This window comes from Bacillus sp. ISL-4, assembly GCF_018613275.1.
GTDB classification, from domain to species: domain Bacteria; phylum Bacillota; class Bacilli; order Bacillales; family DSM-1321; genus Peribacillus; species Peribacillus simplex_E.
On sequence record NZ_JAGGQN010000012.1, the window covers coordinates 111248 to 134426 of the forward strand.

26 protein-coding genes are annotated in these 23179 nt (G+C 41.1%); all 26 read right to left on the reverse strand.

Annotation, left to right across the window (positions count from 1 at the left end; genetic code table 11):
- Positions 1–17: 17 nt before the first annotated feature.
- Positions 18–476 carry a flagellar basal body rod protein FlgC gene (gene flgC / locus J7J00_RS09925; protein WP_141992182.1) on the reverse strand — a complete coding sequence of 153 codons (459 nt, stop codon included), beginning with the start codon at positions 474–476 and terminating at the stop codon, positions 18–20.
- On the reverse strand, positions 476–871 hold the full coding sequence (flgB, locus tag J7J00_RS09930) for a flagellar basal body rod protein FlgB (protein ID WP_214790287.1): 396 nt from the start codon (positions 869–871) through the stop codon (positions 476–478). The genes flgC and flgB overlap by 1 nt, the downstream gene beginning before the upstream one ends.
- 749 nt (positions 872–1620) lie before the next feature.
- Positions 1621–2400 (reverse strand): GTP-sensing pleiotropic transcriptional regulator CodY, encoded by a 780-nt coding sequence (gene codY / locus J7J00_RS09935; RefSeq protein ID WP_214790289.1) that lies wholly within the window; start codon positions 2398–2400, stop codon positions 1621–1623.
- A gap of 108 nt (positions 2401–2508) precedes the next feature.
- A complete protein-coding gene (hslU, locus tag J7J00_RS09940; RefSeq protein WP_214790291.1) occupies positions 2509–3918 on the reverse strand; it encodes an ATP-dependent protease ATPase subunit HslU in 1410 nt (469 codons plus the stop codon).
- Between the two features lie 12 nt (positions 3919–3930).
- Entirely contained in the window at positions 3931–4458 is a 528-nt protein-coding gene (gene hslV, locus J7J00_RS09945; protein WP_214790294.1) for an HslVU peptidase proteolytic subunit, read from the reverse strand.
- Positions 4459–4478: 20 nt separating this feature from the next.
- Positions 4479–5381, reverse strand: a complete 903-nt coding sequence (gene xerC, locus J7J00_RS09950; RefSeq protein ID WP_214790296.1) for a tyrosine recombinase XerC — start codon at positions 5379–5381, stop codon at positions 4479–4481.
- A 59-nt stretch (positions 5382–5440) separates the two neighbouring features.
- Positions 5441–6748 carry an FADH(2)-oxidizing methylenetetrahydrofolate--tRNA-(uracil(54)-C(5))-methyltransferase TrmFO gene (gene trmFO / locus J7J00_RS09955; RefSeq protein WP_214790298.1) on the reverse strand — a complete coding sequence of 436 codons (1308 nt, stop codon included), beginning with the start codon at positions 6746–6748 and terminating at the stop codon, positions 5441–5443.
- Positions 6749–7174: 426 nt separating this feature from the next.
- The gene (gene topA, locus J7J00_RS09960; protein ID WP_214790300.1) at positions 7175–9250 is read right to left on the reverse strand and encodes a type I DNA topoisomerase; all 2076 of its coding nucleotides are present in this window, start codon (positions 9248–9250) and stop codon (positions 7175–7177) included.
- A gap of 265 nt (positions 9251–9515) precedes the next feature.
- Positions 9516–10382 carry a DNA-processing protein DprA gene (dprA, locus tag J7J00_RS09965; RefSeq protein WP_286201272.1) on the reverse strand — a complete coding sequence of 289 codons (867 nt, stop codon included), beginning with the start codon at positions 10380–10382 and terminating at the stop codon, positions 9516–9518.
- 117 nt (positions 10383–10499) lie between these two features.
- A complete protein-coding gene (gene sucD, locus J7J00_RS09970) occupies positions 10500–11402 on the reverse strand; it encodes a succinate--CoA ligase subunit alpha (RefSeq protein ID WP_214790302.1) in 903 nt (300 codons plus the stop codon).
- Positions 11403–11420: 18 nt separating this feature from the next.
- Positions 11421–12581, reverse strand: a complete 1161-nt coding sequence (gene sucC, locus J7J00_RS09975; RefSeq protein WP_076366553.1) for an ADP-forming succinate--CoA ligase subunit beta — start codon at positions 12579–12581, stop codon at positions 11421–11423.
- A gap of 479 nt (positions 12582–13060) precedes the next feature.
- Positions 13061–13333 (reverse strand): EscU/YscU/HrcU family type III secretion system export apparatus switch protein, encoded by a 273-nt coding sequence (locus J7J00_RS09980; protein ID WP_214790304.1) that lies wholly within the window; start codon positions 13331–13333, stop codon positions 13061–13063.
- The gene (locus J7J00_RS09985) at positions 13330–14094 is read right to left on the reverse strand and encodes a hypothetical protein (RefSeq protein ID WP_214790306.1); all 765 of its coding nucleotides are present in this window, start codon (positions 14092–14094) and stop codon (positions 13330–13332) included. Before J7J00_RS09985 ends, J7J00_RS09980 begins: the two co-directional genes overlap by 4 nt.
- A gap of 78 nt (positions 14095–14172) precedes the next feature.
- Positions 14173–14580, reverse strand: a complete 408-nt coding sequence (locus tag J7J00_RS09990; RefSeq protein WP_214790308.1) for a hypothetical protein — start codon at positions 14578–14580, stop codon at positions 14173–14175.
- A gap of 53 nt (positions 14581–14633) precedes the next feature.
- Positions 14634–15416: a ribonuclease HII gene (locus J7J00_RS09995; RefSeq protein ID WP_396020532.1), complete on the reverse strand. Its 783-nt coding sequence runs from the start codon at positions 15414–15416 to the stop codon at positions 14634–14636.
- 138 nt (positions 15417–15554) lie between these two features.
- On the reverse strand, positions 15555–16427 hold the full coding sequence (gene ylqF / locus J7J00_RS10000; RefSeq protein ID WP_214790310.1) for a ribosome biogenesis GTPase YlqF: 873 nt from the start codon (positions 16425–16427) through the stop codon (positions 15555–15557).
- Between the two features lie 17 nt (positions 16428–16444).
- A complete protein-coding gene (gene lepB / locus J7J00_RS10005) occupies positions 16445–17005 on the reverse strand; it encodes a signal peptidase I (protein ID WP_076366561.1) in 561 nt (186 codons plus the stop codon).
- A 218-nt stretch (positions 17006–17223) separates the two neighbouring features.
- Positions 17224–17571, reverse strand: coding sequence for a 50S ribosomal protein L19 (gene rplS / locus J7J00_RS10010; RefSeq protein WP_034313702.1), 348 nt, complete (start codon positions 17569–17571; stop codon positions 17224–17226).
- A gap of 130 nt (positions 17572–17701) precedes the next feature.
- A complete protein-coding gene (gene trmD, locus J7J00_RS10015; protein WP_048684912.1) occupies positions 17702–18436 on the reverse strand; it encodes a tRNA (guanosine(37)-N1)-methyltransferase TrmD in 735 nt (244 codons plus the stop codon).
- Positions 18436–18954 carry a ribosome maturation factor RimM gene (rimM, locus tag J7J00_RS10020; protein WP_214790312.1) on the reverse strand — a complete coding sequence of 173 codons (519 nt, stop codon included), beginning with the start codon at positions 18952–18954 and terminating at the stop codon, positions 18436–18438. The genes trmD and rimM overlap by 1 nt, the downstream gene beginning before the upstream one ends.
- Positions 18955–18964: 10 nt before the next feature.
- Complete coding sequence (locus J7J00_RS10025) at positions 18965–19351, reverse strand: YlqD family protein (RefSeq protein WP_034313711.1); 387 nt, start codon at positions 19349–19351, stop codon at positions 18965–18967.
- 221 nt (positions 19352–19572) lie between these two features.
- The gene (locus tag J7J00_RS10030; RefSeq protein ID WP_048684915.1) at positions 19573–19803 is read right to left on the reverse strand and encodes a KH domain-containing protein; all 231 of its coding nucleotides are present in this window, start codon (positions 19801–19803) and stop codon (positions 19573–19575) included.
- Between the two features lie 13 nt (positions 19804–19816).
- On the reverse strand, positions 19817–20089 hold the full coding sequence (gene rpsP / locus J7J00_RS10035; RefSeq protein ID WP_034313715.1) for a 30S ribosomal protein S16: 273 nt from the start codon (positions 20087–20089) through the stop codon (positions 19817–19819).
- A 153-nt stretch (positions 20090–20242) separates the two neighbouring features.
- Positions 20243–21583, reverse strand: coding sequence for a signal recognition particle protein (ffh, locus tag J7J00_RS10040; protein WP_214790314.1), 1341 nt, complete (start codon positions 21581–21583; stop codon positions 20243–20245).
- An 11-nt stretch (positions 21584–21594) separates the two neighbouring features.
- A complete protein-coding gene (locus J7J00_RS10045; protein ID WP_076366571.1) occupies positions 21595–21927 on the reverse strand; it encodes a putative DNA-binding protein in 333 nt (110 codons plus the stop codon).
- 222 nt (positions 21928–22149) lie between these two features.
- The gene (ftsY, locus tag J7J00_RS10050) at positions 22150–23166 is read right to left on the reverse strand and encodes a signal recognition particle-docking protein FtsY (RefSeq protein WP_098371035.1); all 1017 of its coding nucleotides are present in this window, start codon (positions 23164–23166) and stop codon (positions 22150–22152) included.
- Between the last annotated feature and the right edge of the window lie 13 nt (positions 23167–23179).

The window sequence follows — 23179 nt, forward strand, 5'->3', positions numbered from 1 at the left end:
AATCTCCTTTCAAACTTTTATTTTCCAATTTCCAAAGCTTTCATCATCATTCCCTTTGATGCATTTAAAACTGTCACATTTGCTTCATATGAACGTGTGACACTCATTAAATCAACCATCTCCCGAAGCGGGTCGACATTTGGCATTTCAACATAACCATCTTCATTGGCATCAGGATGTTCGGGATTGTAATCCAGTTCAAAAGGTGTTTTATCTTTTACTATTCCAGTCACCTTCACTCCATTCCCTACCTCGCTCGTTTTTTGGGATGCTGCGTTTAAGAAACTTGAAAAACCGTTTTCCTTACTTTGCAGCACAACCGATTTTCTTGTATACGGCTTCCATGTTTTCGATTCCGCGTCATATTCCGCCCTGGTCGTATCAGCATTAGCCATATTAGCAGAGATTACATCCATCCTTACCCTTTGACTCGTCAGGCTGGATCCGGTCATGTTTATACTTTGGAAGATTCCCATCACTTACCTCCTCTAATTACATTCTGCAATGATTGAAACTTACCTGAAAGCCTGTCGGTTACTGCATTATAATAAATCTGAATGGCTGCAAGCTCCGTCATTTCCTTATCAACGTCCACGCTATTTCCATTATTGTTATATCGGACATTTTTCTGCATCACGATCTGAGAAGCAGGACTCCCCTCTGACCTGAAAGTAAAATGCCGTTCATCGGTACGATATGACTCCAGGGAAGATTCAAGCTCTGCCTTAAAGGATTGTGTTTTGTTGACCTCTTTGGCTTTATAATTAGGCGTATCCGAATTGGCTATGTTCTGTGAAATGACTTTTTGTTTTACATTAGAATAATTAAGGGCATTTTCTAGTGATTGAAAAGTATTTGAAAATAACTCCACATCGATCACCTCTTTCTATAATTAACAGATAATTACATTATCAATAAAATAACCCAGTGCATTTACGTTTTTAATTTTAAAGAAACATTATAACTATGTCCATAAACAATACATAGACTTTAGACCTATTATCGTCGAAATTTGTCATAAATTGCTCGAGTTTGTCGTTTTTCTTAGTATGATTACAGGGTTAATATTACATTTTAATATGATATTCTACATATTAACCAAATTTTACTTCTATTAGCTTTTATATCATATCGAAAAACAAATCTATATACCTGATACTTTAGAACTAATTTTCACATTTACTTTCAATTAATCATTTTAATTTAGTTGATTTCACCCTTTAAAATAAAGGATTTATAAGAAAACAAAGGCTTATTGCCTTTTTCTTTTTTTGAAAAAAAACCGTTTTTTTCAAAACGCTAATTCATTCGACAAAATTCCCTAAAAGCCTAAACCCGTTATCCATAGAGTTTTAGCAATCTAAAAGTTATAACAACGATCATTTTCACTATTACAACAGTTATAATAATATAATTTCCCTTTTCAAGAAAAATTTAACTATTTTTTTTCAATTCTAATAGAAACCAAGCCTATATTCACATTTCCATTTAATTCGAATTACCTCTTTTTCCTTTCTCCCCCTGACATTCACCCGCTTTTGCTTATTAGTCCCAGAAAGCAACAGATCCAAATACAACAAAAAAAAGCAGCCCTTTTTAAAGGACTGCTTTTTTAGTATGTTAATTATTTTTAAGCTTTTCTAATTCAAGAAGGAATTTATCGTTCAATACTTTGATATAAGTACCTTTCATTCCTAGTGAGCGGGATTCAATGACTCCGGCACTTTCCAGTTTCCGTAGGGCATTTACGATAACGGAACGGGTGATGCCGACACGGTCTGCAATTTTGGATGCTACAAGAAGACCTTCATTACCTTTAAGCTCCTCAAAAATGTGCTCAATAGCTTCCAATTCGCTGTAAGATAACGAGGAAATTGCCATTTGAACGACAGCTTTACTACGAGCTTCTTCTTCTATCTCTTCTGATTTTTCACGCAGGATTTCCATACCGACTACTGTCGCACCATATTCAGCCAAAATTAAATCATCATCATGAAATTTTTCTTGTAATCGGGCAAGAACCAATGTTCCTAAACGTTCTCCCCCACCCATAATCGGTACGATCGTCGTTAAACCAGTTGCGAAAAGCTCTTTGTTTTCGACTGGGAAAGCAGTATATTCGCTTTCGATATCAAGATTCGAAGAGGTTTCAGGAACATTGAAAAGGTTTTTTGTGTACTCTTCAGGGAATTGTTTATCTTCCAACATTTTGTACATGCGTTCGTTTTCAATTTGCTGACTTACCGCTATGCCAAGTAATTTCCCGCGGCGGCTGACGACGAATACATTCGCTTCGATAACTTCACTTAAACTTTCAGCCATTTCCTTGAAGTTAACTGCTTTACCTGCTGCTTTTTGGAGCATTGCATTGATTTTTCTTGTTTTTGCTAATAAGTTCATTTGATTTGTTCCTCCTAAAAATACCATGGTTCACAATAACTATGAAGTTGTATTTCCGTAATTTTATGTTCATTGCTTAGGCAAATCATTGCCAAGATTGTTTCTTAATTAAAGGATAAACTGGCTTAAATCTTTGTTCCGGGCGATAGAACCAAGCTTACCTTCGACATATTGGGGCGTAATTGTAATCTTCTCCATCGTTATTTCCGGAGCTTCAAAAGATAAGTCTTCAAGCAACCGTTCCAAAATGGTATGAAGTCTTCTTGCACCAATATTGTCTGTGTTTTGATTTACTTCGAAGGCCACTTCAGCTATCTTACGAACAGCATCGTCAGAAAATTCAATTTCTATACCTTCAGTTTCTAATAAAGCAACATATTGTTTTAACAAGGCATTATCCGGTTCATGAAGAATCCGTACAAAGTCATCTACAGTCAGTTTGTTCAATTCTACACGAATTGGGAATCTACCTTGTAATTCAGGGATAAGGTCGGATGGCTTAGCCATGTGAAAGGCCCCTGCAGCAATGAATAAGACATGATCCGTTTTAACTGAACCATATTTAGTCACTACTGTCGAACCTTCAACAATTGGCAGGATATCCCTTTGGACACCCTCTCTTGATACATCCGCTGATGAACTTCCAGATTGCTTACTGGCAATTTTATCTATTTCATCGATGAAGATAATCCCATTTTGCTCAGCCCCGTATACTGCATCGGAAGTGACTTCATCCATATCAATCAATTTTGCCGCTTCTTCATTTGTTAAAACGGTTCTTGCTTCACTTACTTTCAATTTGCGCTTCTTGCTTTTTTTCGGCATCAAGCTTCCTAAAGCGTCCTGCATGTTCATCCCCATTTGTTCCATTCCCGAACCTTGGAGCATATCAAACATCGAAGCAGCCTGTTCTTCCACTTCGACCGTTATCATTTCACTTTCTAACTCACCATTAGCCAGCTTTTCAGCGACGATTTTTCTTTTTTCCTGCAAACTTAAATCTTCGGAATTTTCTTCCGAATCCTGTTCGTCTTGATTGTTATTGCCTCCAAAAATGACTTCAAGAGGATTCTTGAAATTACTCTGTTTTTTTGTTGATGGCACTAAAAGTTCTATTAAGCGGCGATTTGCATTTTCTTCTGCCCGCTCCTTTACGCTGGCCATCTTTTCTTCCTTCACGAGGCGGACGGAAGTCTCCACCAAATCACGAACCATCGACTCAACATCCCGGCCGACATACCCGACTTCCGTAAATTTCGTTGCTTCAACTTTAACAAAAGGAGCACCTACCAATTTAGCCATTCTCCGAGCTATTTCTGTTTTCCCAACGCCTGTCGGTCCAATCATTAATATATTCTTCGGAACGACTTCATCACGAAGTTGATCCGAGAGAAGGGAACGTCGGTAGCGATTCCGAAGAGCCACTGCCACTGCCCGTTTTGCCTCACGCTGCCCTACGATATACTGATCCAGTTTTTCAACGATTTGCCTCGGTGTTAAATTAGCTTTTTTTGACATTTGCGCTCCTCCTTACAACTCTTCCACGATTATATTCGTATTCGTAAATACACAAATTTCCGCTGCAATTTGTAAAGATGATTGAGCGATTTCGCTTGCCGATAATTGGTCACTGGAAAACCGCATTAATGCCCTGCCGGCAGCCAGTGCATAATTCCCACCCGATCCTATGGCGAGAATCCCGTCATCCGGTTCAATTACTTCCCCGGTGCCAGAAACGAGCAGCAAATGGTTCTTATCCATCACGACTAGCATGGCTTCCAGCTTTCTCAATACATTGTCACTTCTCCATTGCTTTGCCATTTCGACGGCAGCGCGCTGAAGATTGCCATTATACTCTTCAAGTTTAGCTTCGAACATCTCAAATAAAGTGAAAGCATCTGCAACGGAACCTGCAAAACCTGCAAGGACATTACCATTAAAGATTTTTCTTACTTTCCTCGCCGTATGCTTCATCACTACTGAATTTCCTAAAGTAACCTGCCCATCACCGGACATGGCACATTCACCTTTATGATGCACTGCAAATATCGTTGTCATAAAGTGTCCCCTTTCAACATTTAAGGCCGCGGATGTGATGCATTGTAGACTTTTTTCAATTGGTCTTTTGTAACATGCGTATACACTTGCGTTGATGAAATTTTAGAATGACCAAGCAATTCTTGAACCGTGCGAATGTCCGCCCCATTATTCAATAGGTGTGTAGCAAACGAATGCCTTAGCATATGGGGATGAAGACTTCCATCTGCGGCTGACTTTTTAATCAATTCATTCAATATATAGCGAACTCCCCTAGGTGTCAGAGGGTCTCCACGAAAATTAACAAATAAATAAACATGCGCCTTGGCGTCAGACGAAGTCAATTCCATCCTGGCTGTACGTATGTATAAATCTATCGCTTCCTGTGCATAGCTACCAACCGGAACGTAGCGATCCTTTTTTCCTTTTCCATGAATCAGTACCGTCCCTAAGGAAAGATCGATATCCTGCAGTTTAATCTCACAACATTCACTTACACGAATTCCTGTAGCATACAATAATTCCAGTAAGGCATTGTTCCTTATTCCTATCGGTGAATCTTTCTTTAAAGAAGAAAACAACTGATTTATTTCCTTCTCATAAAGAAATCGTGGCAGTCTTTGATCCTTTTTAGGTAAAGAAGCCAAAGAAAAAGGATTATCTTTCACATCACCTTCACGTAGTAAAAATCTATAAAGGCTCCGCAAGCAAGAAGTTTTTCTTGCTACAGTGCGCTTAGAAAGGTTTTTCTCATATAAATTCGTTAAATATAACCGGACATCAAAATATTCAACGGACGTGATATCCTCAATGCCCTGTTCATTAAGGAACAGAAAAAATTCGTGAATATCACGTTTGTAATTTTCAATGGTGTATTGTGAACTGTTTTTTTCAATCTGTAAATATTCGATGAAGGATGATAATGCCTTTTTTTGATTAATCATGGAAACACCTCGCAAAGGCTAATAAATAGTATCATACTTTAAAACAGCAGGCAAATATTTTACAAATTTTTCACAAAGTTCTGAATTGTGTCCAAAGCGCGTTTAGCATGCGTTTCGTTCCGCTCTTTTTTGGATTTGATTCTCACTTCTAGGTCTGGAAGCAATCCAAAGTTGGCATTCATCGGTTGGAAGCTCTTACCATTCGTCGACGTTATGTACCTTGCCATGCTGCCCATCGTCGTCTCCGCAGGGAATATGATAGGCTCCAATCCTTGGACGATCCTTGCTGCATTGATACCTGCAACAAGTCCTGATGCAGCAGATTCTACATACCCTTCGACACCAGTCATCTGACCGGCAAAGAATAAATCATCCCGATTCTTGAATTGATACGTTGGCTTTAATACATTAGGTGAGTTTATGAATGTGTTTCGATGCATAACTCCATAACGCACAATTTCTGCATTTTCCAAACCAGGTATAAGCTGCAATACTTCTTTTTGCGGCCCCCATTTCAAATGTGTCTGAAAACCAACAATATTGTAAAGTGTTCCTGCCGCATCATCTTGACGCAATTGAACTACAGCAAAAGGACGTTTTCCCGTTTTTGGATCTTCTAAACCAACTGGCTTCAATGGACCAAATAACATCGTTTTCTTCCCACGTGATGCCATCACTTCAATGGGCATGCAGCCTTCAAAAAAGATTTCCTTTTCGAATTCTTTAAGTGGTACTGTTTCAGCAGCGATCAATGCTTCATAAAAGCGGTCAAACTCTTCTTCCGTCATCGGACAGTTCAAATAAGCTGCTTCCCCTTTATCATAACGGGATTTCAAATATACTTTATCCAAGTTGATGCTGTCTTTTTCAAGAATTGGCGCGGCAGCATCATAGAAGTACAAGTATTCTTCATCCATGATTTGCTTTAAGCTGTCAGATAGTGACTGACTTGTAAGCGGACCGGTTGCAATGACGGTAGGACCTTCCGGAATTTCCGTCACTTCTTCATTAATGACCGTCACATTTGGATGATTTTTGACCCTTTCCGTAACAAGACCGGCAAATTCATGACGATCAACAGCTAAAGCACCGCCAGCCGGTACAGCACAAGCATCTGCTGCGGACATGATGACCGAATGCAGGATACGCATTTCTTCTTTTAATACACCAACTGCATTTGTTAAAGTATTTGCCCGAAGTGAATTGGAACAAACAAGTTCAGCGAATTTATCGGTATGATGGGCTGGCGTTTGTTTTACAGGGCGCATTTCATATAGATCGACTTTAATTCCTCTTTTAGCTAACTGCCACGCCGCTTCACTTCCAGCAAGCCCAGCACCGATTACACTTACTTTTGTTTCTTTCATTTTTCGAACCTCCATGTATAGATATGATAAGACAGGATCATTTATCATTAAAACTGCTTTCATAAAAGTTTCATTTTTAACGATATCTATGTATTTATACCCGAAATACTCATTCCTGCTAACGATAATTTTAAAGCATATGCCACAAAGCCGGCATTCTTCCTGCAATCCATCTTTTTAAAAAGGGTAACGGACGCAAATAGGAATTATATCTTTAAAAGAATGTACTTGTCCACTGAATTTTACATCACATGGCCTAAATAAAAAAGTTTCAAGCTTTATCCATTTTCTTCTTGGAAGCGAATCCACATAGTATCATGATATCATACTTTCCTGAACATAAAGAAACCCGGCAGATGCCGAGTCAATTTATATTTAGGGTTTTTCGATAGTTCATAGGGAAAGTAAACGATTTCACGGTCATTTCTATGCTTGGGGCATTTCTTTGAAATCACAATCCATACACTGGACCTGGACGCCTTTTTTGAGTTTTTTCTCAACAAGTGTACCTTCACATTTTGGACAACTCCGCGGCAGCGGTTTATCCCATGATATGAAGTCACATCCAGGGTAGGTATCACACCCGTAAAATATGCGGCGTTTTTTACTTTTCCTTTCAATGATGTTTCCTTCTTTACATTTTGGACATTTGACACCGATTTCTTTAACGATTGGCTTTGTGTTACGGCAATCCGGGAAATTACTGCATGCCATGAACTTTCCATAACGCCCCATCTTAAAGACCATCCCATGTCCGCATTCCACGCAATCTTCACCAGCAGGTTCATCTTTAATTTCAATTTTCTCCATCTCGACTTCGGCTTTAGCCAGATGAACTGCAAATTCTTTATAAAATTCATCAATGACCTTTATCCATTCGATACTGCCTTCCTCGACGCTGTCAAATTCCTGTTCCATCTTGGCAGTGAACTCTGCATCAAGAATATCCGGGAAGAACTCGCGTATCAATTCAAGAACGATCTCACCAAGCTCTGTCGGGATGAACCGTTTATTATCCAAGGTAACATAGCCCCGTTTTTGAATCGTATCCAAGGTAGGGGCATATGTAGAAGGACGGCCTATTCCCAGTTCCTCTAGGGTTTTGACAAGACGGGCTTCAGTATATCGGGGCGGAGGCTGTGTGAAATGCTGCTTCGGCTCGATATCTTTTGAAAAGAATTGATCTCCTTTTTTCACATTCGGAAGTGCATTTTCCTTTTCTTCCACCGAGTCATCGGACCCTTCAACATATACCTTCATGAAACCCGGAAATTTAATTTTTGAACCATTCGCCCTGAAGATGACATCTTCGTTATGCAGGTCGATGCTCATCGTATCCATGACTGCCGAAGACATTTGACTAGAAACGAATCGTTCCCATATCAATTTATAAAGACGGAATTGATCTCTGGATAAGAACTCCTTGACTACACCCGGTTCACGTAATGTGCTTGTTGGCCTGACTGCTTCATGGGCGTCCTGGGCATTAGTTTGTTTTTTCTCCTTGCGCTGTTCAACCTGAACATAATCTTTACCATAATTATTTTGAATGAAGGTATGGACTTCCTCTTTCGCAACATCGGAAATCCGGGTTGAATCGGTTCTCATATAAGTGATTAACCCGACTGTACCCTCCTTGCCAAGCTCGATTCCTTCATAAAGCTGCTGAGCAAGCATCATGGTTTTCTTTGCACGGAAATTCAATTTACGTGCCGCTTCCTGTTGCAGGGAAGAAGTTGTAAAAGGGGAAGCTGGATTGCGCCTTCTTTCCTTTTTTGCCACAGCTCCTATCGTAAATTCGCCGCCATTTAAAGAAGCGAGCACTTTTTTGACGTCCTCTTCGGTATTTAATTCCTTCTTCTCGCCGCCAAGGCTGAAGAAGGAACCTTCAAACTGTTCTTTTCCTTTTACAAAATCAGCCTTGATTGTCCAATACTCTTCCGGGATAAAATCTTTGATTTCCTTCTCCCGGTCAATGATCATCCGTACAGCAACCGATTGGACCCGTCCCGCGCTTAAGCCTTTTTTCACCTTTTTCCACAAAAGCGGGCTTATATTGTATCCGACTAAACGATCCAAGACCCTTCTTGCCTGCTGGGCATCAACCAATTTCATATTTATTGGCCTCGGCGATTTAAATGATTCTTTGATAGCCTCTTTCGTGATCTCGTTGAATACCACGCGGCAATCTGAGTTAACGTCAACATCAAGACTGTGAGCCAAATGCCAGGCAATGGCTTCCCCTTCCCTGTCGGGGTCAGCCGCGAGATAAATTTTTTTCGCTTTTTTCGCAGCGGTTTTCAATTCTTTTAAAACCGGGCCTTTGCCGCGTATAGTTATATATTTAGGTTCATATTCATGTTCAACATCGACACCCATTTGACTTTTAGGCAAATCTCGAACATGCCCCATGGAAGCTTTTACTTTATATTTTTTTCCCAAGTAACGTTCTATTGTTTTCGCCTTTGCGGGCGATTCCACAATCACTAAGTATTCTGACATCCAATAAATCCTCCTCAAAGAGGTAATATAAATCTTCACTATTATTAATCATTCAAAAATCATTTGTCAACACCTCTTTACTTTTCAAAGCATGCTGATTCATTTATTAATAGGTATTTTGACAAGAGGTGCCATTTGCAAAACTTATAACAGTTTTACAATATTTTCAACCTTTTTGTCTAATAATTCAACCCATCCTTCTAAAAAAGCACCTTTTTTTCTTTTTTCCCGTTTGATTCTCCGTCTATCTTCTATATTATATTGTTCAAAACTCTTCCTCGATCTGCCTGTAACTCAAAACAAGTTTGGCACCATCGGAAATCAATTGATTGGTCCCCAGTGATTCAGGGCTCGTAACATTGCCAGGAAGCGCAAATACCTCCCTGCCGTGTTCCAAAGCAGCTTGTGCCGTAATAAGGGAACCGCTTCTTTCTTTTGCCTCGACCACGAATACTCCCTGTGATAATCCACTGATGATTCGATTCCTAAGCGGAAACATCCAAGGTTCCGCCTTCATTTTCGGTGGAGTCTCAGATATAAGTAGGCCTTTATTGAAGATTTCTTCAGCAAGGGTAACATTGGATTTCGGATATATTTGCATAAGCCCCCCTCCTAAAACCCCAATCGTATCTCCGCCTTCCCTTAATGTGATCTTATGTGACTCTGCATCGATTCCAGCCGCCACTCCGCTTATAATCACGAACTTTTTCTTTACAAGCGGTAATAGAATCGATTTTAAGGCCTCCAGACCATACGAGGTCGGCTTACGTGTTCCAACAACACCTAGCGTATTCTTCCTTGTTAAAAGCTTCTTATCACCTTTATAATAAAGAACCCACGGAGGATCGAATATTTGCTTCAGCAAAAAAGGATAGTCATCATCGAAGATCGTCAAACAGTGGATTTGGCTATCTTCGTAATTTTTAAGTTTATCGATGGTATTGAGTGAATGTAAATCTTTGAGAAAGAGGTTAAGCTTATTTGAAGGGATAGGGAGCATTTTTGCCCATTCAACGTAATCCGTCGTGAACAGGGAAGATAATGACGGGTCTTTGTACATGATTGTTTGGATTGATTTCCATCCTGCCCCGCGGCAATGATGGAGATGGATTAACTTTTCTTGTTTATTCAATTTGAGACGCCCCTAATCGGATATTTTTAAAGGTAGGTTGATAGTGATGTACTTGGTGTCTCCCGAGGAAATTGGAGGAAAATAAGACCGACCCAAAAAAGGTCGGCCCAGCTTAAATTAATGTGTTTTACAAGGTTCGTATATCTCTTTTTCTTTCAAGACGGAAATCAATGTTTCACCCATTACGGATGGAGTTTCGGCAACTTTAATTCCACATTCGTTCATAACGCGGATTTTCTCGTCAGCAGTTCCTTTTCCTCCTGAGATAATGGCACCAGCATGTCCCATGCGTTTACCGGCAGGAGCCGTACGGCCACCAATGAAACCAACAACTGGCTTAGTCATATTTTCCTTCACCCAGATTGCCGCTTCTTCTTCTGCCGTTCCGCCGATTTCCCCGATCATGATCACAGCATGTGTTTCCGGATCATCATTGAATGCCTTCAATACGTCAATGAAATCCGTTCCGTTAACTGGATCCCCACCGATACCGACAGCCGAAGATTGCCCGATGCCTGCTTGTGATAATTGGTGAACGGCTTCGTACGTTAAAGTTCCAGAACGTGAAACTACACCTACATGGCCTTTTTTGTGGATATATCCTGGCATGATACCAATCTTACACTCTTCAGGAGTAATGACACCTGGACAGTTCGGTCCAATCAAGCGAGTTTTTTTGCCTTCCATGTACCGCTTAACCTTGACCATATCCAGGACAGGAATATGTTCCGTGATACAAATGGCAAGATCAAGTTCTGCGTCTACGGCTTCCAGAATTGCATCGGCAGCAAATGGCGCCGGTACATAGATAACGGAAGCATTCGCTCCGGTTTCAGTGACAGCTTCGGAAACTGTATTGAATACAGGTACCCCTTCCGCTTCTGTTCCACCTTTACCCGGAGTGACTCCTCCAACGATTTTCGTGCCGTATTCCAACATTTGTTTTGTATGAAATAATGCTGTTGCACCAGTGATTCCCTGAACGATCACTTTCGTATCTTTATTAATATAAACGCTCATTATGTTCCCCCCTGCCTATTATCCTACAAGTGATACTATTTTTTGTGCTCCATCAGCCATTGATTCAGCAGCCGTAATATTTAAACCTGACTCTTTTAGAATCTTTTTGCCAAGGTCCACATTCGTTCCTTCAAGACGAACAACAAGAGGGACATCCAGGCCAAGCTCTTTAGCAGCAGCCACGACGCCTGTTGCTATGATGTCACATTTCATGATTCCTCCGAAGATATTAACGAAGATGCCTTTAACATTTTTATCGGAAAGGATGATTTTGAAAGCCTCTTTCACTTTTTCCTCAGTGGCTCCGCCACCAACGTCAAGGAAGTTAGCCGGATCTCCCATATAATGTTTAATGATGTCCATCGTCGCCATAGCAAGCCCGGCACCATTAACCATGCATCCGATATTTCCGTCAAGCGATATGTAACTAAGGCCATGTTTGGATGCTTCAATCTCTTTTGCATCCTCTTCATCCAAATCACGGAATTCCGCGATGTCTTTTTGGCGGTAAATCGCATTATCATCAAAATTCAATTTAGCATCAAGTGCCATTACATTGCCGTCGCCCGTAACCACTAATGGGTTGATTTCTGCGATTGAGCAATCTTTTTCAACGAAAGCAGTATATAAGTTAACCATCAGCTTGGAAGCTTTATTTATAAGTGAAGCCGGAATATTGATATTGAATGCAATTCTCCGTGCTTGGAAGCCAGTCAGGCCGACAACCGGATCGATTACTTCTTTGAAAATTTTCTCTGGCGTCTTTTCGGCCACTTCCTCAATTTCCGTTCCGCCTTCTTCAGAAGCCATCAACACGACACTGTTCGTAGCACGGTCAAGGACCAGCCCGATATAATACTCTTTCGTAATGTCGCAGCCCTCTTCAATAAGTAAACGCTTAACTTCCTTGCCTGCAGGTCCTGTTTGATGGGTCACCAACGTCTTGCCAAGAATTTCTTCTGCATATGTACGTGCTTCATCAAGATTCTTCGCTACCTTGACTCCGCCGGCTTTCCCGCGGCCGCCCGCATGAATTTGAGCTTTTACGACAACAACTTCCGTACCTAACTCCTTCGCTGCTTCCACTGCTTCATCAACAGTAAAGGCAACCCGGCCATTTGGAACGGATACCCCGTATTGTCGCAATATCTCTTTCCCCTGATACTCATGGATATTCATTTCCCATCCTCCTTATCTACTAAAAAACAACTTTGGAATTTAATGCGTGTTTTCTCTATCATATTACAACAAAATTCTCCTTCGTGCATAATTTTCTTTCACAAAATTTTTAAAATATTATTATAATATACTTCCATACCCCTGTGTAAAATGGAAAAAAACTTCTTTGCAATTGGTTTTTTTCTTATTAAGATCATTTATTTTTGCTCTGTACAAAAAAGTCATTACAGTTATAAATCTAGTGAAAACGTTATCGTGAAAGCCTTTTCATCATATTGACCCAGAGATTTTTTCATGAGAAATTACGGTTATCCTTTGACTGACCCTAAATAAAAGCAAAAGGACAAAGCCATTGCCTTGTCCTTTTGTAAAAAGTTTAGTATTTTTTTAATATAATGAAAATACACCAGTGATTTCCCTAATATTCTACATAAACCAACAGAACTCCATTTGGTGAAATCTCATGGATAACTAGGATCCTACCGATTCATTTCCTTGTCAACTTTATAAATGAATGCAAATATCTCTGCAACTGCTCCATATAATTCTTCGGGAATCGTTTGATTTATATCAAATTGGCCTAAAAGTGCAGCAAGCGATTCGTCCCTCTGGACCGGTATATCCAGTTTCATGGCCTTTTCCAGAATATTTTCAGCCGTTTTACCTTTCCCCTTCGCCAATATGACTAGCGCTTTGGATGTTCTTTGATCATACTTTAAGGCAATGGCTTCTTTTCGTAGATCATTTATCATATTCGAATATCCACTCCGCTATATGAACCGGCTTCTGAAAAAGGAATCGGTTTTACCCTTAGGTCCCGCTCTTTTTCATTCACGGGTTTTACAAATGAAACCCCTGATAATCTGTAATCCATTTTTCCGAGATTCTCTCTTAGGATGTCAAGATATTGACCGGCTGCCTCTTCAAGGACCGCACCATGCCCATTGATGACTGTCACTTTTATGATTCGGTTTTGAACCTGCATGTCGATGACCGTTTCTTTAAGACGTTCCAATTCTAAATAAAATAGGACTCGGCAGTAATCCGGGTCTATTTTGCCATCTTTTGTTTTCCTTCCGCTCCATTGTAAAGTTAGGTCCGTTTGAATCGATCCCAAATTGAGTGGAAGTGTCAGGAGCAAATTCTGAATCGGCCCATTTTCCTGTGAAAGGATCTGTTGCGCAGTAATCCGATTTAGGATTTGTTCTGCCATCTCCTTGATAGATGCCGGAATTTGCTCATTCAGCAATTTAAGCAGCAGCGGTTTAAGTGTCTCTAAATCATTCTGGATCTCCTTCATATCATCTCCAGAAAGATTAATGAGTGCATGTTCCAGCTGAAGGCCAAGGACCTTGGTCATTTCTTTTAGTTGGTTTGCAACGGAAGGCCCATTGGTGAAATCGATTGTTTGAAACTCGGCTTCCAGTACACGTGAAAGGACAAGCTTCTCATTAATCCTAACGTATTGGGCCTCAGGAAGCTTATTAAGCGACTGAAACAGTAATTCAGCCACCTTAACCCTTCGACTCCTCTATTTGCTCTGTATCCATATTCAAGTAGCCTATAAGGTCATTCACTTCTATTTTTCCGCCTATTGCCTTTTAGTTGTTGCTTCGGTAAAAGCACTCTGGAGTAAATGAAAAGCAAGAGGGGAAAGTTTTTCTGCAGAAATGTTTTTTCTCTGTATCGAGTGGATATCAGCTGGCAGGTGATCATGACCGTTAAATATGCGATTAATGGTCGTTTCGATCTCTTCAACTTTTGCAAATGCACCGCTTTTTGCCCCGGAAAGCAACTGCAATCCTTGGTGTAATTTATCAATCACTGAAATCTTGGCCATACCGGACCTTGCCTCAGCACCATCCATTAAGTTTTCCAGAAAGACAGATTCTGTTATCCCCTTTGGAATTAAACCCGTCTTTTGAAGCAGGGCAAATGCACCGGATTTCATTTCTGGCGTTGAATCGGGATCCAGCCAAGTGGCCACTAGTACTGGCAATGGGTGAAGAAACGGGTTTGCCGCTTGTTATGGATTGCACCACTCATCCCCCCTTAGCCCTTCATTCGTGCAGCGATTTCTTTAACTGGTGCAAAACTTCTTCTATGCCAAGGTGTAAGCCCGTGCGTGCCGAGTGCTTCTAAATGTTGGCTCGTCCCGTAACCCATGTGCTTTTCGAAACCATATTCGGGATATTTTTCACCATATTCCTTCATCATCCTATCACGGGTCACTTTCGCTATTATAGATGCCGCAGAGATGCTAATGCTTCTTGCGTCCCCCTTTATGAGTGAAAGCTGTGGAATCGGCACATCCAGTTCCATCGCATCAATCAACAAATGATCAGGAAGTTCTGACAAATCGTTCACTGCGGCCACCATCGCCTTTTTCGTGGCTTGGTATATATTGATTTCATCAATAACTTCACTATGTACAACACCCACACCTATTGATAGTGCTTCCTTAAAAATCATCTCATAAAACCGTTCCCTTTTTGACTCTGGAATTTTTTTAGAATCATTAAGACCCGGCAAATAAAAAGATTCAGGCAAGATGACTGCACTCGTCACAACTGGCCCTGCGAGCGGTCCTCTTCCCACTTCATCGATACCAGCCAAAATAGAAAACCCCTGTTTTCGCAATTGCCGTTCAAACTCTGCCATTTCCGTGAAAGCATCCCTTAGATGTTGTTCTTTTTCATATGCTCTTTGCCATTTGCTTACTAAATCGGTTACTCCCTTTCTTCCGTCCTCCCGGCATTCTTGTAAAAATGAATCTTCGGGCTCTCTTATTGTCATTAACTTTGAGGAGATTTCCTTAATGCTCATTGCAGTTATCATCTTTTATCACCCATCATATTAATTATCGGCAGTCTTGCTTCCTTTTTTCAGTTCAAACAAAAATACGGAGCGGAAAAGAGACATCAAAAAGAAATATCTTTTCGACATCCAACTCCAGCTCCGTATCACTTCATGTTAATCGGGGGTATCAACCTCTTCATAATCCAATGGGACCTCAAACGTAAGCGGGCCCATCTTTTCTGAACGGATTTCACGTACGACCAACTCTGCGGTTTTATCATAATCGATAAAGCCCCCAGATGCCAAACAGCCCCTGAACTTTCCGACCGCATCGAACAATTCGAGCGTTTCCTGCGGGATTACATCCAGGTTATAACGGGATTTCATTCTATCCGGATATTCTTTTTCCAAAAAGCGAAGACCGTATAAAGAGACTTCGTGCAAGTTTAAAATCGTATCCTTGATCGCACCTGTCAATGCCAGCTTCAAACCAACTTCTTGATCCTCGAATTTCGGCCAGAGAATCCCCGGCGTATCCAGCAATTCCAATTCCTTACCAACTTTTATCCATTGCTGCGCTTTCGTGACGCCAGGAGTATTCCCTGTTTTGGCAATGTTCTTTTTGGCAAGTCGATTGATTAGTGTCGATTTCCCCACGTTCGGAATGCCGACTATCATGGCACGGATCGCTCTCGGCTTTATTCCTCTTGATTCCATCCGCTCATACTTCTCTTTTAAAAGTTTTTTGGCGGCAGCTGTAATCTGGTTTAAACCGTTTCCTGCCTGCGAATTAATGGCAATCGCCGTTTTCCCCTGCGATTTATAATGCTCAAGCCACAAATTGGTTTTTACCGTATCTGCCATATCAGCTTTATTCAAAAGGATAACCCTCGGTTTATGCTGAATGATTTCATCGATCATCGGATTTCGTGAAGATGCCGGAATCCGGGCATCCACAAGTTCAAAGATGATGTCGATCAGTTTTAATTTCTCTGTTACTTCCCGTCTTGCTTTGGCCATATGGCCAGGGAACCACTGTATTGTCAATGGAATCCACCTTCCTACTATTCCGCCAATCGAAAGTCTTCAATCGGCCAATAAACTAATTTAGTTTTCCCTAACACTTTATCGTAAGGAACAACACCTACGCCAATATGGCGGCTATCCTTACTAAAACGACGATTATCCCCTAGGACAAATAGAGTGTCCTCAGGTACCGTTCCTTGTTCTATGACATCACTTAATGTAAAAGGTTCCGTCAAATCCCCGCCATCAATCAATTGTTCTTTATATTCATCCAAGTATGGCTCATCATAAGCTTTTCCATTCACGTAAAGAGTATCATCTCTATATTCCACTTTTTCCCCTGGCAATCCGATGACCCGCTTTATGTAATCTTTGCCTTCTGGAGCTTCGAAAACGATAATGTCGAATCTTTTCGGTTCGCCAATCGAATAGGAGATTTTATTAACGATCATGCGGTCCGTATCCTTTAATGTCGGCATCATGGAATTACCGTCCACAACAATAGGAGCCAGAAGGAAATAACGAATCAGCGTCGCCGCTATAACCGCGATTATGACCGCCTTCGTCCATTCCCACAATTCATTTTTCTTTTTCGCCATCCTTACCCACCCTTTTTGAAGCATATCAACAATTATTTTAACATGTTGCGGACGCTATAGCGAGCAGGATTCTATATAGTTTTCACCGTATGTGTATTCATCGTTTCTTAAAGTGCAAAAAGGGAGCCTGATTAACAAGCTCCCTTTTTTTGCATAATACTGTTTGGTTATTCACCTTATGTGGATCATGGTAAACCCGCATGAAGATATTCGAAGGATTAACGACGAATTTCTTTAATACGTGCTTTTTTACCACGAAGTTCGCGTAGGTAATAAAGTTTCGCACGACGTACTTTACCGTGACGGATAACTTCTAGTTTCGCAATTTTTGGTGTGTGAACAGGGAAAGCACGTTCTACTCCAACGCCGTAAGAGATCTTACGTACTGTGAAAGTTTCACTAACTCCGCCGCCACGACGTTTGATTACAACGCCTTCAAACAACTGGATACGTTCGCGAGTTCCTTCAATAACCTTTACGTGTACACGTACTGTGTCACCAGGTCTGAATGATGGAAGATCTGAGCGAAGTTGTTCTTTTGTGATTTCGTTAATAAGATTTTGCATCGATTTCAACTCCTCCTGGACGCTCTTGCAAATACTTATTGTTTGCAGCGGAACATCGTTATAAGACTGAGCATTTTGCCCAAGTCACAAGTTATATCCTATCACACTATAAACGTCGATGCAATAGACATCAGTCTTCTTTTTTAATCTCGGATAATAATTTTTTTTCAACTTCCGATAGTTCATAACTATCGAGCAAATCCGGACGTCGAATCCAAGTTCTGCGCAGAGATTCCTTCATCCGCCATTCATCGATTTTTTTATGATTCCCGGATATTAGCGGATCGGGAACTTTCATCCCCCGGAAATCTGCAGGTCTAGTATAATGGGGATGCTCTAACAAACCAGAAGAATAGGAATCAAGAATCGGGGAGTCAACATTTCCAAGAACGCCAGGCAGCAAGCGCACAACGCTGTCAATTATGACCATTGCACCCAATTCCCCACCTGTAAGCACAAAGTCACCAATCGATATTTCATCAGTGACGACATGCTCCCGGATACGCTCATCATACCCTTCATAATGCCCGCAAATGAAAATGAGATGTTCCTCTTCAGCAAACTCTTCGGCTTTTTTCTGCGTATAACGCTCTCCCTGGGGACAAAGCAGGACTACCCTTGGGGTTAGCTCACCTTGCCCTTTTAGAGCTTCCACAGCATCAAAGATCGGTTGTGCCTTCAATACCATTCCGGCACCGCCGCCATACGGATAATCGTCTACCGTCGAATGTTTATTATCTGCATAATCTCGAAAGTTGGTCACCTTGTAGCTGACAGCCTGCTTTTCCGCAGCCTTTTTTAAGATTGACGAACCAAATACCCCTTCGAACATTTCTGGAAAAAGCGAAAGCACATCGATTTTCATCAGTCCAAAAGTCCTTCCATCGGTGTAATGATGACCTTTTTAGCAGAAATATCCACTTCTTTTACAATTTGATCAATATACGGGATCAGGATGTCCTTACTGCCAGCTTTCTTAATGACCCAAACATCATTGGCACCAGGCGTAAGAACCTCAATGATTTCCCCAACTTCCATGCCTTCATCCGTAAATACCGAACAGCCGATGATTTCATGGAAGTAGAACTCACCTTCGTCCAATTTACCAAGCTGCGCTTCCTTGACTTTCAGGACCCCGTTTTTAAAAGCTTCGACCTGTCCGACGTTATAATAGTCCTCGAACGTCAACAGGTTAAAGTTTTTATGAGTGCGATGCGACCTGATGACAAGCGGCAAAGGTTTTTTCTCCGTGTCCCTAAACAAATACAGAGTATTTCCCACTTTGTATCGTTTTTCTGGAAAGTCTGTTGAAGAAATAACACGGACTTCTCCTAAAAGGCCATGTGTGTTGACAATTTTACCTACATTAAACCATTTTTCCATTCTTTCACCTCTAACGAATTTCCGAGACGATTCCATCTTTAATGACAATGGTCTTCGTTGCCATAATTTCGTCCCAATCTGCCCCAATTTCAACATCAATGATACTTTGAACTTCCCGTTCCTTCAATTCACTACCTGCGGGAAGGATCTCCAACTGCTCCATTTGAAATTCAAGCAGTTTAATTTTTTCTTGCCTCTGGTTTATTTCTTTTTCAAAATGAGCACGGAGACTAGCAGGTTGGAGAGTTCTTGTTTTTTCAAGTTTTTTCAGTTCAAAGCGAAGCTGTTCACTCTCTTTTTGAAGCTGAAGGCGTTTTGACTTGTATTTCTCGAGGAGCTGATTCTTGCTGGATTCCGTTAATACTTGGTTAACGATTACATTTTGGAGAATTTTCATTCCAGCACCTCCTATTATCTATGATTTCTTATTTCCTTCAAAAAATATGTATGATGGGGTAATCTTTTTGAAATGGGGGTCATTCTCTTAAGTATAACGTAAATCGGTAAAAGATGCGTCTTAAAAAGGCGTAAAGTTTAAAGTCCTGGTCTATTCAATTAGGATCCAAGTCGGAATTTCATCTTCTTGAAGTACAAAAAAAGGAGGGGTATTAACCCTCCTTATTCGGAAATCTCCAAATAGATTTTCTTCTGCTGTGAAGATCCTGCTGCATATACCACAGTCCGAATCGCCTTAGCAACACGCCCTTGTTTACCGATCACCTTGCCCATGTCCTCTTTATGAACGGAGAGGATATAAACAATCCGGTCGGATTCTTCCTTGGAGGTCACGATGACCTCTTCCGGATAATCCACAAGTGCTGAAACAATCGTTTCAATCAGTGCTTTCATCAACTACCGTCGATTACTTGCTGTTTTTTGCAACATGGAATTTTTCCATGATGCCTTGTGTAGAGAATAAGTTACGAACTGTATCAGATGGTTTAGCTCCATCTTGTAACCATTTAAGAGCAAGCTCTTCGTTGATTTCAACTTTAGCTGGTTGAGTCACCGGGTTATAAGTTCCTACCACTTCAATGTAACGTCCGTCACGTGGTGAACGAGAATCTGCAACTACAATACGATAGAAAGGAGATTTTTTAGCTCCCATACGTTTTAAGCGAATTTTTACTGCCATTTTAAATAAGCACCTCCGAATAGTTTCACACAAGATAGTATAATATCAAATGTCTTGCATGTTTGTAAAGGTTTTTTTCTTAACAGGTGAAAAAAGTGTTGAAATACATGGCTTCGACCTGTATTTCGCTTCAGTTTCGACCTAAAATAAACCTTACATGAACGGGAATTTGAATCCCTTTTTCTTTCCTTTTTGCATGTTCGTAACCTGTTTCATCATCTTTTTCATTTCTTCGAATTGCTTCAGTAGACGGTTCACTTCTTGAATCGACCTGCCGCTTCCCTTGGCAATCCGTTTCTTGCGGGATGCATTCATGGTTTCCGGATGTTCCTTTTCATGCGTAGTCATTGAACGGATGATAGCTTCCACATGACCGATCTGTTTCTCATCGATCTGAAGGTTGTCCATCCCTTTCATTTTATTCGCACCGGGAATCATTTTCAGAATATCATCAAGCGGTCCCATATTCCGCACCTGACCAAGCTGATCAAGGAAATCATCAAAGGTAAAAGTGGCTGTACGCATCTTTTTCTCTAATTCTTTCGCTTTTTCTTCATCTACATTGGCCTGTGCTTTTTCGATAAGGGTCAATACATCACCCATGCCGAGAATCCTTGACGCCATCCGTTCTGGATGGAACGCTTCAAGTGCATCCAATTTTTCCCCCATACCGACGAATTTAATCGGCGTGTTGGTGACTGAACGAATTGAAAGTGCCGCACCACCACGTGTATCCCCATCAAGTTTCGTTAAGACGACTCCAGTCAGGCCTAGCTGTTCATTGAAGCTTTGGGCAACATTGACCGCATCTTGACCTGTCATCGCATCGACAACCAGGAAAATTTCATCAGGTTTTGTCAACTCTTTGATATCCTTTAGTTCGCCCATCAAGTTTTCATCAACATGAAGGCGGCCTGCGGTATCAATCAACACATAATCATGATGTTCTTCCTTAGCTTTTTCAATTGCCTGTTTGGCAATTTCAACAGGGCTGACCTGGTCCCCAAGGGAGAAAACAGGCATGCTTAATTGTTTGCCAAGTGTTTCAAGCTGCTTAATCGCCGCCGGACGGTAAATATCAGCCGCAACGAGCAATGGCTTGCGGTTGTATTTTTTCCTCAGAAGATTGGCAAGCTTTCCGGTGGTCGTCGTTTTACCAGCACCCTGAAGCCCTACCATCATAATGACAGTCGGTGGTTTCGAGGCAACGGCAATCTTGCTTTGTTCGCCGCCCATCAGCTCCGTCAATTCTTCCTTAACTACTTTAATTACCTGTTGACCGGGGGTTAAGCTTTTCAGCACTTCCTGACCTACCGAACGTTCACTGACACGTTTTACAAAATCCTTCACGACTTTAAAGTTAACATCCGCTTCAAGCAGGGCCAATCGAACTTCACGCATCATTTCTTTTACGTCCGCTTCGTTGACCTTCCCTTTTCCGCGGATTTTTTGCATCGTGCTCTGCAGTCGGTCGGCCAATCCTTCAAATGCCATATTGCCGCCTCCTAATCCAACTTCTCAAGCGTTGTGATTGCGTCAAGCAGCTCCTCTTTTGAAAAGGAATCCTTTTCTATGAGTCCCTTCATATTCGCAATCCACTGGTTACGCTCTTGAAATTTTTGAAATAACAAAAGCTTTGCTTCATATTCCTCAAGCATCGCTTCCGTTCTTTTTATATTATCATAGACTGCCTGCCTACTGACTTCGTATTCTTCGGCAATCTCGCCAAGAGAGTAATCATCCAGATAGTAGAGGGACATGTAGCTCTGCTGCTTCTCTGTTAACAACGATTGGTAAAAGTCATACAAATAATTAATCCGCGTTGTCTTTTCAAGCATCTTAGCAAGCCTCCCTGCTGTTAAGTGAAAACCCTTTACAAGTTTATATTGTAAAGCCTAGTTTATTTGATGTCAAGTTAAACTCCTTACCACTTGTTTGCAAAGCATTATTTTTTTCTTTTTTCATCCTTTTTTTAGACCTTTCTGCAATTGCTACTCCAAATAACCACTGTGAACAAAAAACCAGAAGAGAAATATCTTCTCTTCTGGCTTACAATTTTTCTAAATCTCTTCTTTATCGATGATATCAGCAAAAAGGCCATAAACATATTTCTCAGCATCGAATTCCTGTAGATCGTCCATTTTTTCACCTAGCCCGACAAATTTAACGGGAATGGCCAATTCATTACGAATTGCCAAAACAATTCCACCTTTTGCGGTGCCATCAAGCTTTGTTAAAACAATACCGGAAACATTGGTCGCTTCCTTGAATGTCTTGGCCTGAATAAGGGCATTTTGTCCAGTTGTAGCATCAAGGGCAAGCAATACCTCGTGTGGTGCACCTGGTACTTCACGTTCAATTACACGTTTCACCTTTTCCAATTCCTTCATTAAATTCACTTTATTCTGCAAGCGACCGGCAGTGTCACAGATCAGGATATCCGCTTTTCGTGCCTTGGCGGCCTGAATGGCATCGAACATGACCGCTGCAGGGTCAGAGCCCTCACCCTGTTTGATTACACTGACACCGACACGCTCTCCCCAAACCTCAAGTTGTTCAATCGCACCAGCACGGAAGGTATCCCCGGCAGCCAATACGACAGATTTACCTTCCGTTTTGAATTTATGGGCAAGTTTACCAATGGTCGTCGTTTTACCTACCCCATTAACCCCTACAAACAAAATGACCGTCAAACCTTCTTCTTGTATATTCAGGCTTGAAGTCGCTTCATCATCACCTTGGTAGATTTCAACAAGCTTTTCGGAAATAACGGACTGCACTTCCCTCGTATCAGAGATATTGCGAAGCTTGACTTCCATTTTTAATTGATCAATCAGTTCCATCACAGTATCAAAGCCCACATCAGCCTGTATTAGGATTTCTTCAAGTTCTTCAAAAAAGTCCTCATCCACTTTTCGGTAACGGGCAACAAGTTCATTAACCCTTCCAGTAAAGGAATTCCTCGTCTTTGTCAAACCTTGCTTGAATTTTTCCCCTATGGATACTTCTGCTTCAACTGATTTTTCTTTTTCTTCCTGGGTCGTAAATTTCTCTTTTAGCTTTTTGAAAAAACTCATTGTCCCACTTCCT

Bases quoted from the DNA above. Each gene is read 5' to 3' on its own strand.
- xerC (WP_214790296.1), bottom strand. From the start codon at position 5,381: ATGATTAATCAAAAAAAGGCATTATCATCCTTCATCGAATATTTACAG.
- rimM (WP_214790312.1), bottom strand. From the start codon at position 18,954: ATGGAAAAATGGTTTAATGTAGGTAAAATTGTCAACACACATGGCCTT.
- sucC (WP_076366553.1), bottom strand. From the start codon at position 12,581: ATGAATATCCATGAGTATCAGGGGAAAGAGATATTGCGACAATACGGG.
- rplS (WP_034313702.1), bottom strand. From the start codon at position 17,571: ATGCAAAATCTTATTAACGAAATCACAAAAGAACAACTTCGCTCAGAT.
- ffh (WP_214790314.1), bottom strand. From the start codon at position 21,583: ATGGCATTTGAAGGATTGGCCGACCGACTGCAGAGCACGATGCAAAAA.
- codY (WP_214790289.1), bottom strand. From the start codon at position 2,400: ATGAACTTATTAGCAAAAACAAGAAAAATCAATGCAATGCTCCAAAAA.
- rpsP (WP_034313715.1), bottom strand. From the start codon at position 20,089: ATGGCAGTAAAAATTCGCTTAAAACGTATGGGAGCTAAAAAATCTCCT.
- J7J00_RS10045 (WP_076366571.1), bottom strand. From the start codon at position 21,927: ATGCTTGAAAAGACAACGCGGATTAATTATTTGTATGACTTTTACCAA.
- ftsY (WP_098371035.1), bottom strand. From the start codon at position 23,166: ATGAGTTTTTTCAAAAAGCTAAAAGAGAAATTTACGACCCAGGAAGAA.
- lepB (WP_076366561.1), bottom strand. From the start codon at position 17,005: ATGGCGAAAAAGAAAAATGAATTGTGGGAATGGACGAAGGCGGTCATA.
- J7J00_RS10025 (WP_034313711.1), bottom strand. From the start codon at position 19,351: ATGAAAATTCTCCAAAATGTAATCGTTAACCAAGTATTAACGGAATCC.
- flgC (WP_141992182.1), bottom strand. From the start codon at position 476: ATGGGAATCTTCCAAAGTATAAACATGACCGGATCCAGCCTGACGAGT.
- trmFO (WP_214790298.1), bottom strand. From the start codon at position 6,748: ATGAAAGAAACAAAAGTAAGTGTAATCGGTGCTGGGCTTGCTGGAAGT.
- hslV (WP_214790294.1), bottom strand. From the start codon at position 4,458: ATGACAACGATATTTGCAGTGCATCATAAAGGTGAATGTGCCATGTCC.
- sucD (WP_214790302.1), bottom strand. From the start codon at position 11,402: ATGAGCGTTTATATTAATAAAGATACGAAAGTGATCGTTCAGGGAATC.
- J7J00_RS09980 (WP_214790304.1), bottom strand. From the start codon at position 13,333: ATGATAAATGATCTACGAAAAGAAGCCATTGCCTTAAAGTATGATCAA.
- hslU (WP_214790291.1), bottom strand. From the start codon at position 3,918: ATGTCAAAAAAAGCTAATTTAACACCGAGGCAAATCGTTGAAAAACTG.
- J7J00_RS10030 (WP_048684915.1), bottom strand. From the start codon at position 19,803: ATGAAAGCACTGATTGAAACGATTGTTTCAGCACTTGTGGATTATCCG.
- topA (WP_214790300.1), bottom strand. From the start codon at position 9,250: ATGTCAGAATACTTAGTGATTGTGGAATCGCCCGCAAAGGCGAAAACA.
- trmD (WP_048684912.1), bottom strand. From the start codon at position 18,436: ATGAAAATCGATGTGCTTTCGCTTTTTCCAGAAATGTTCGAAGGGGTA.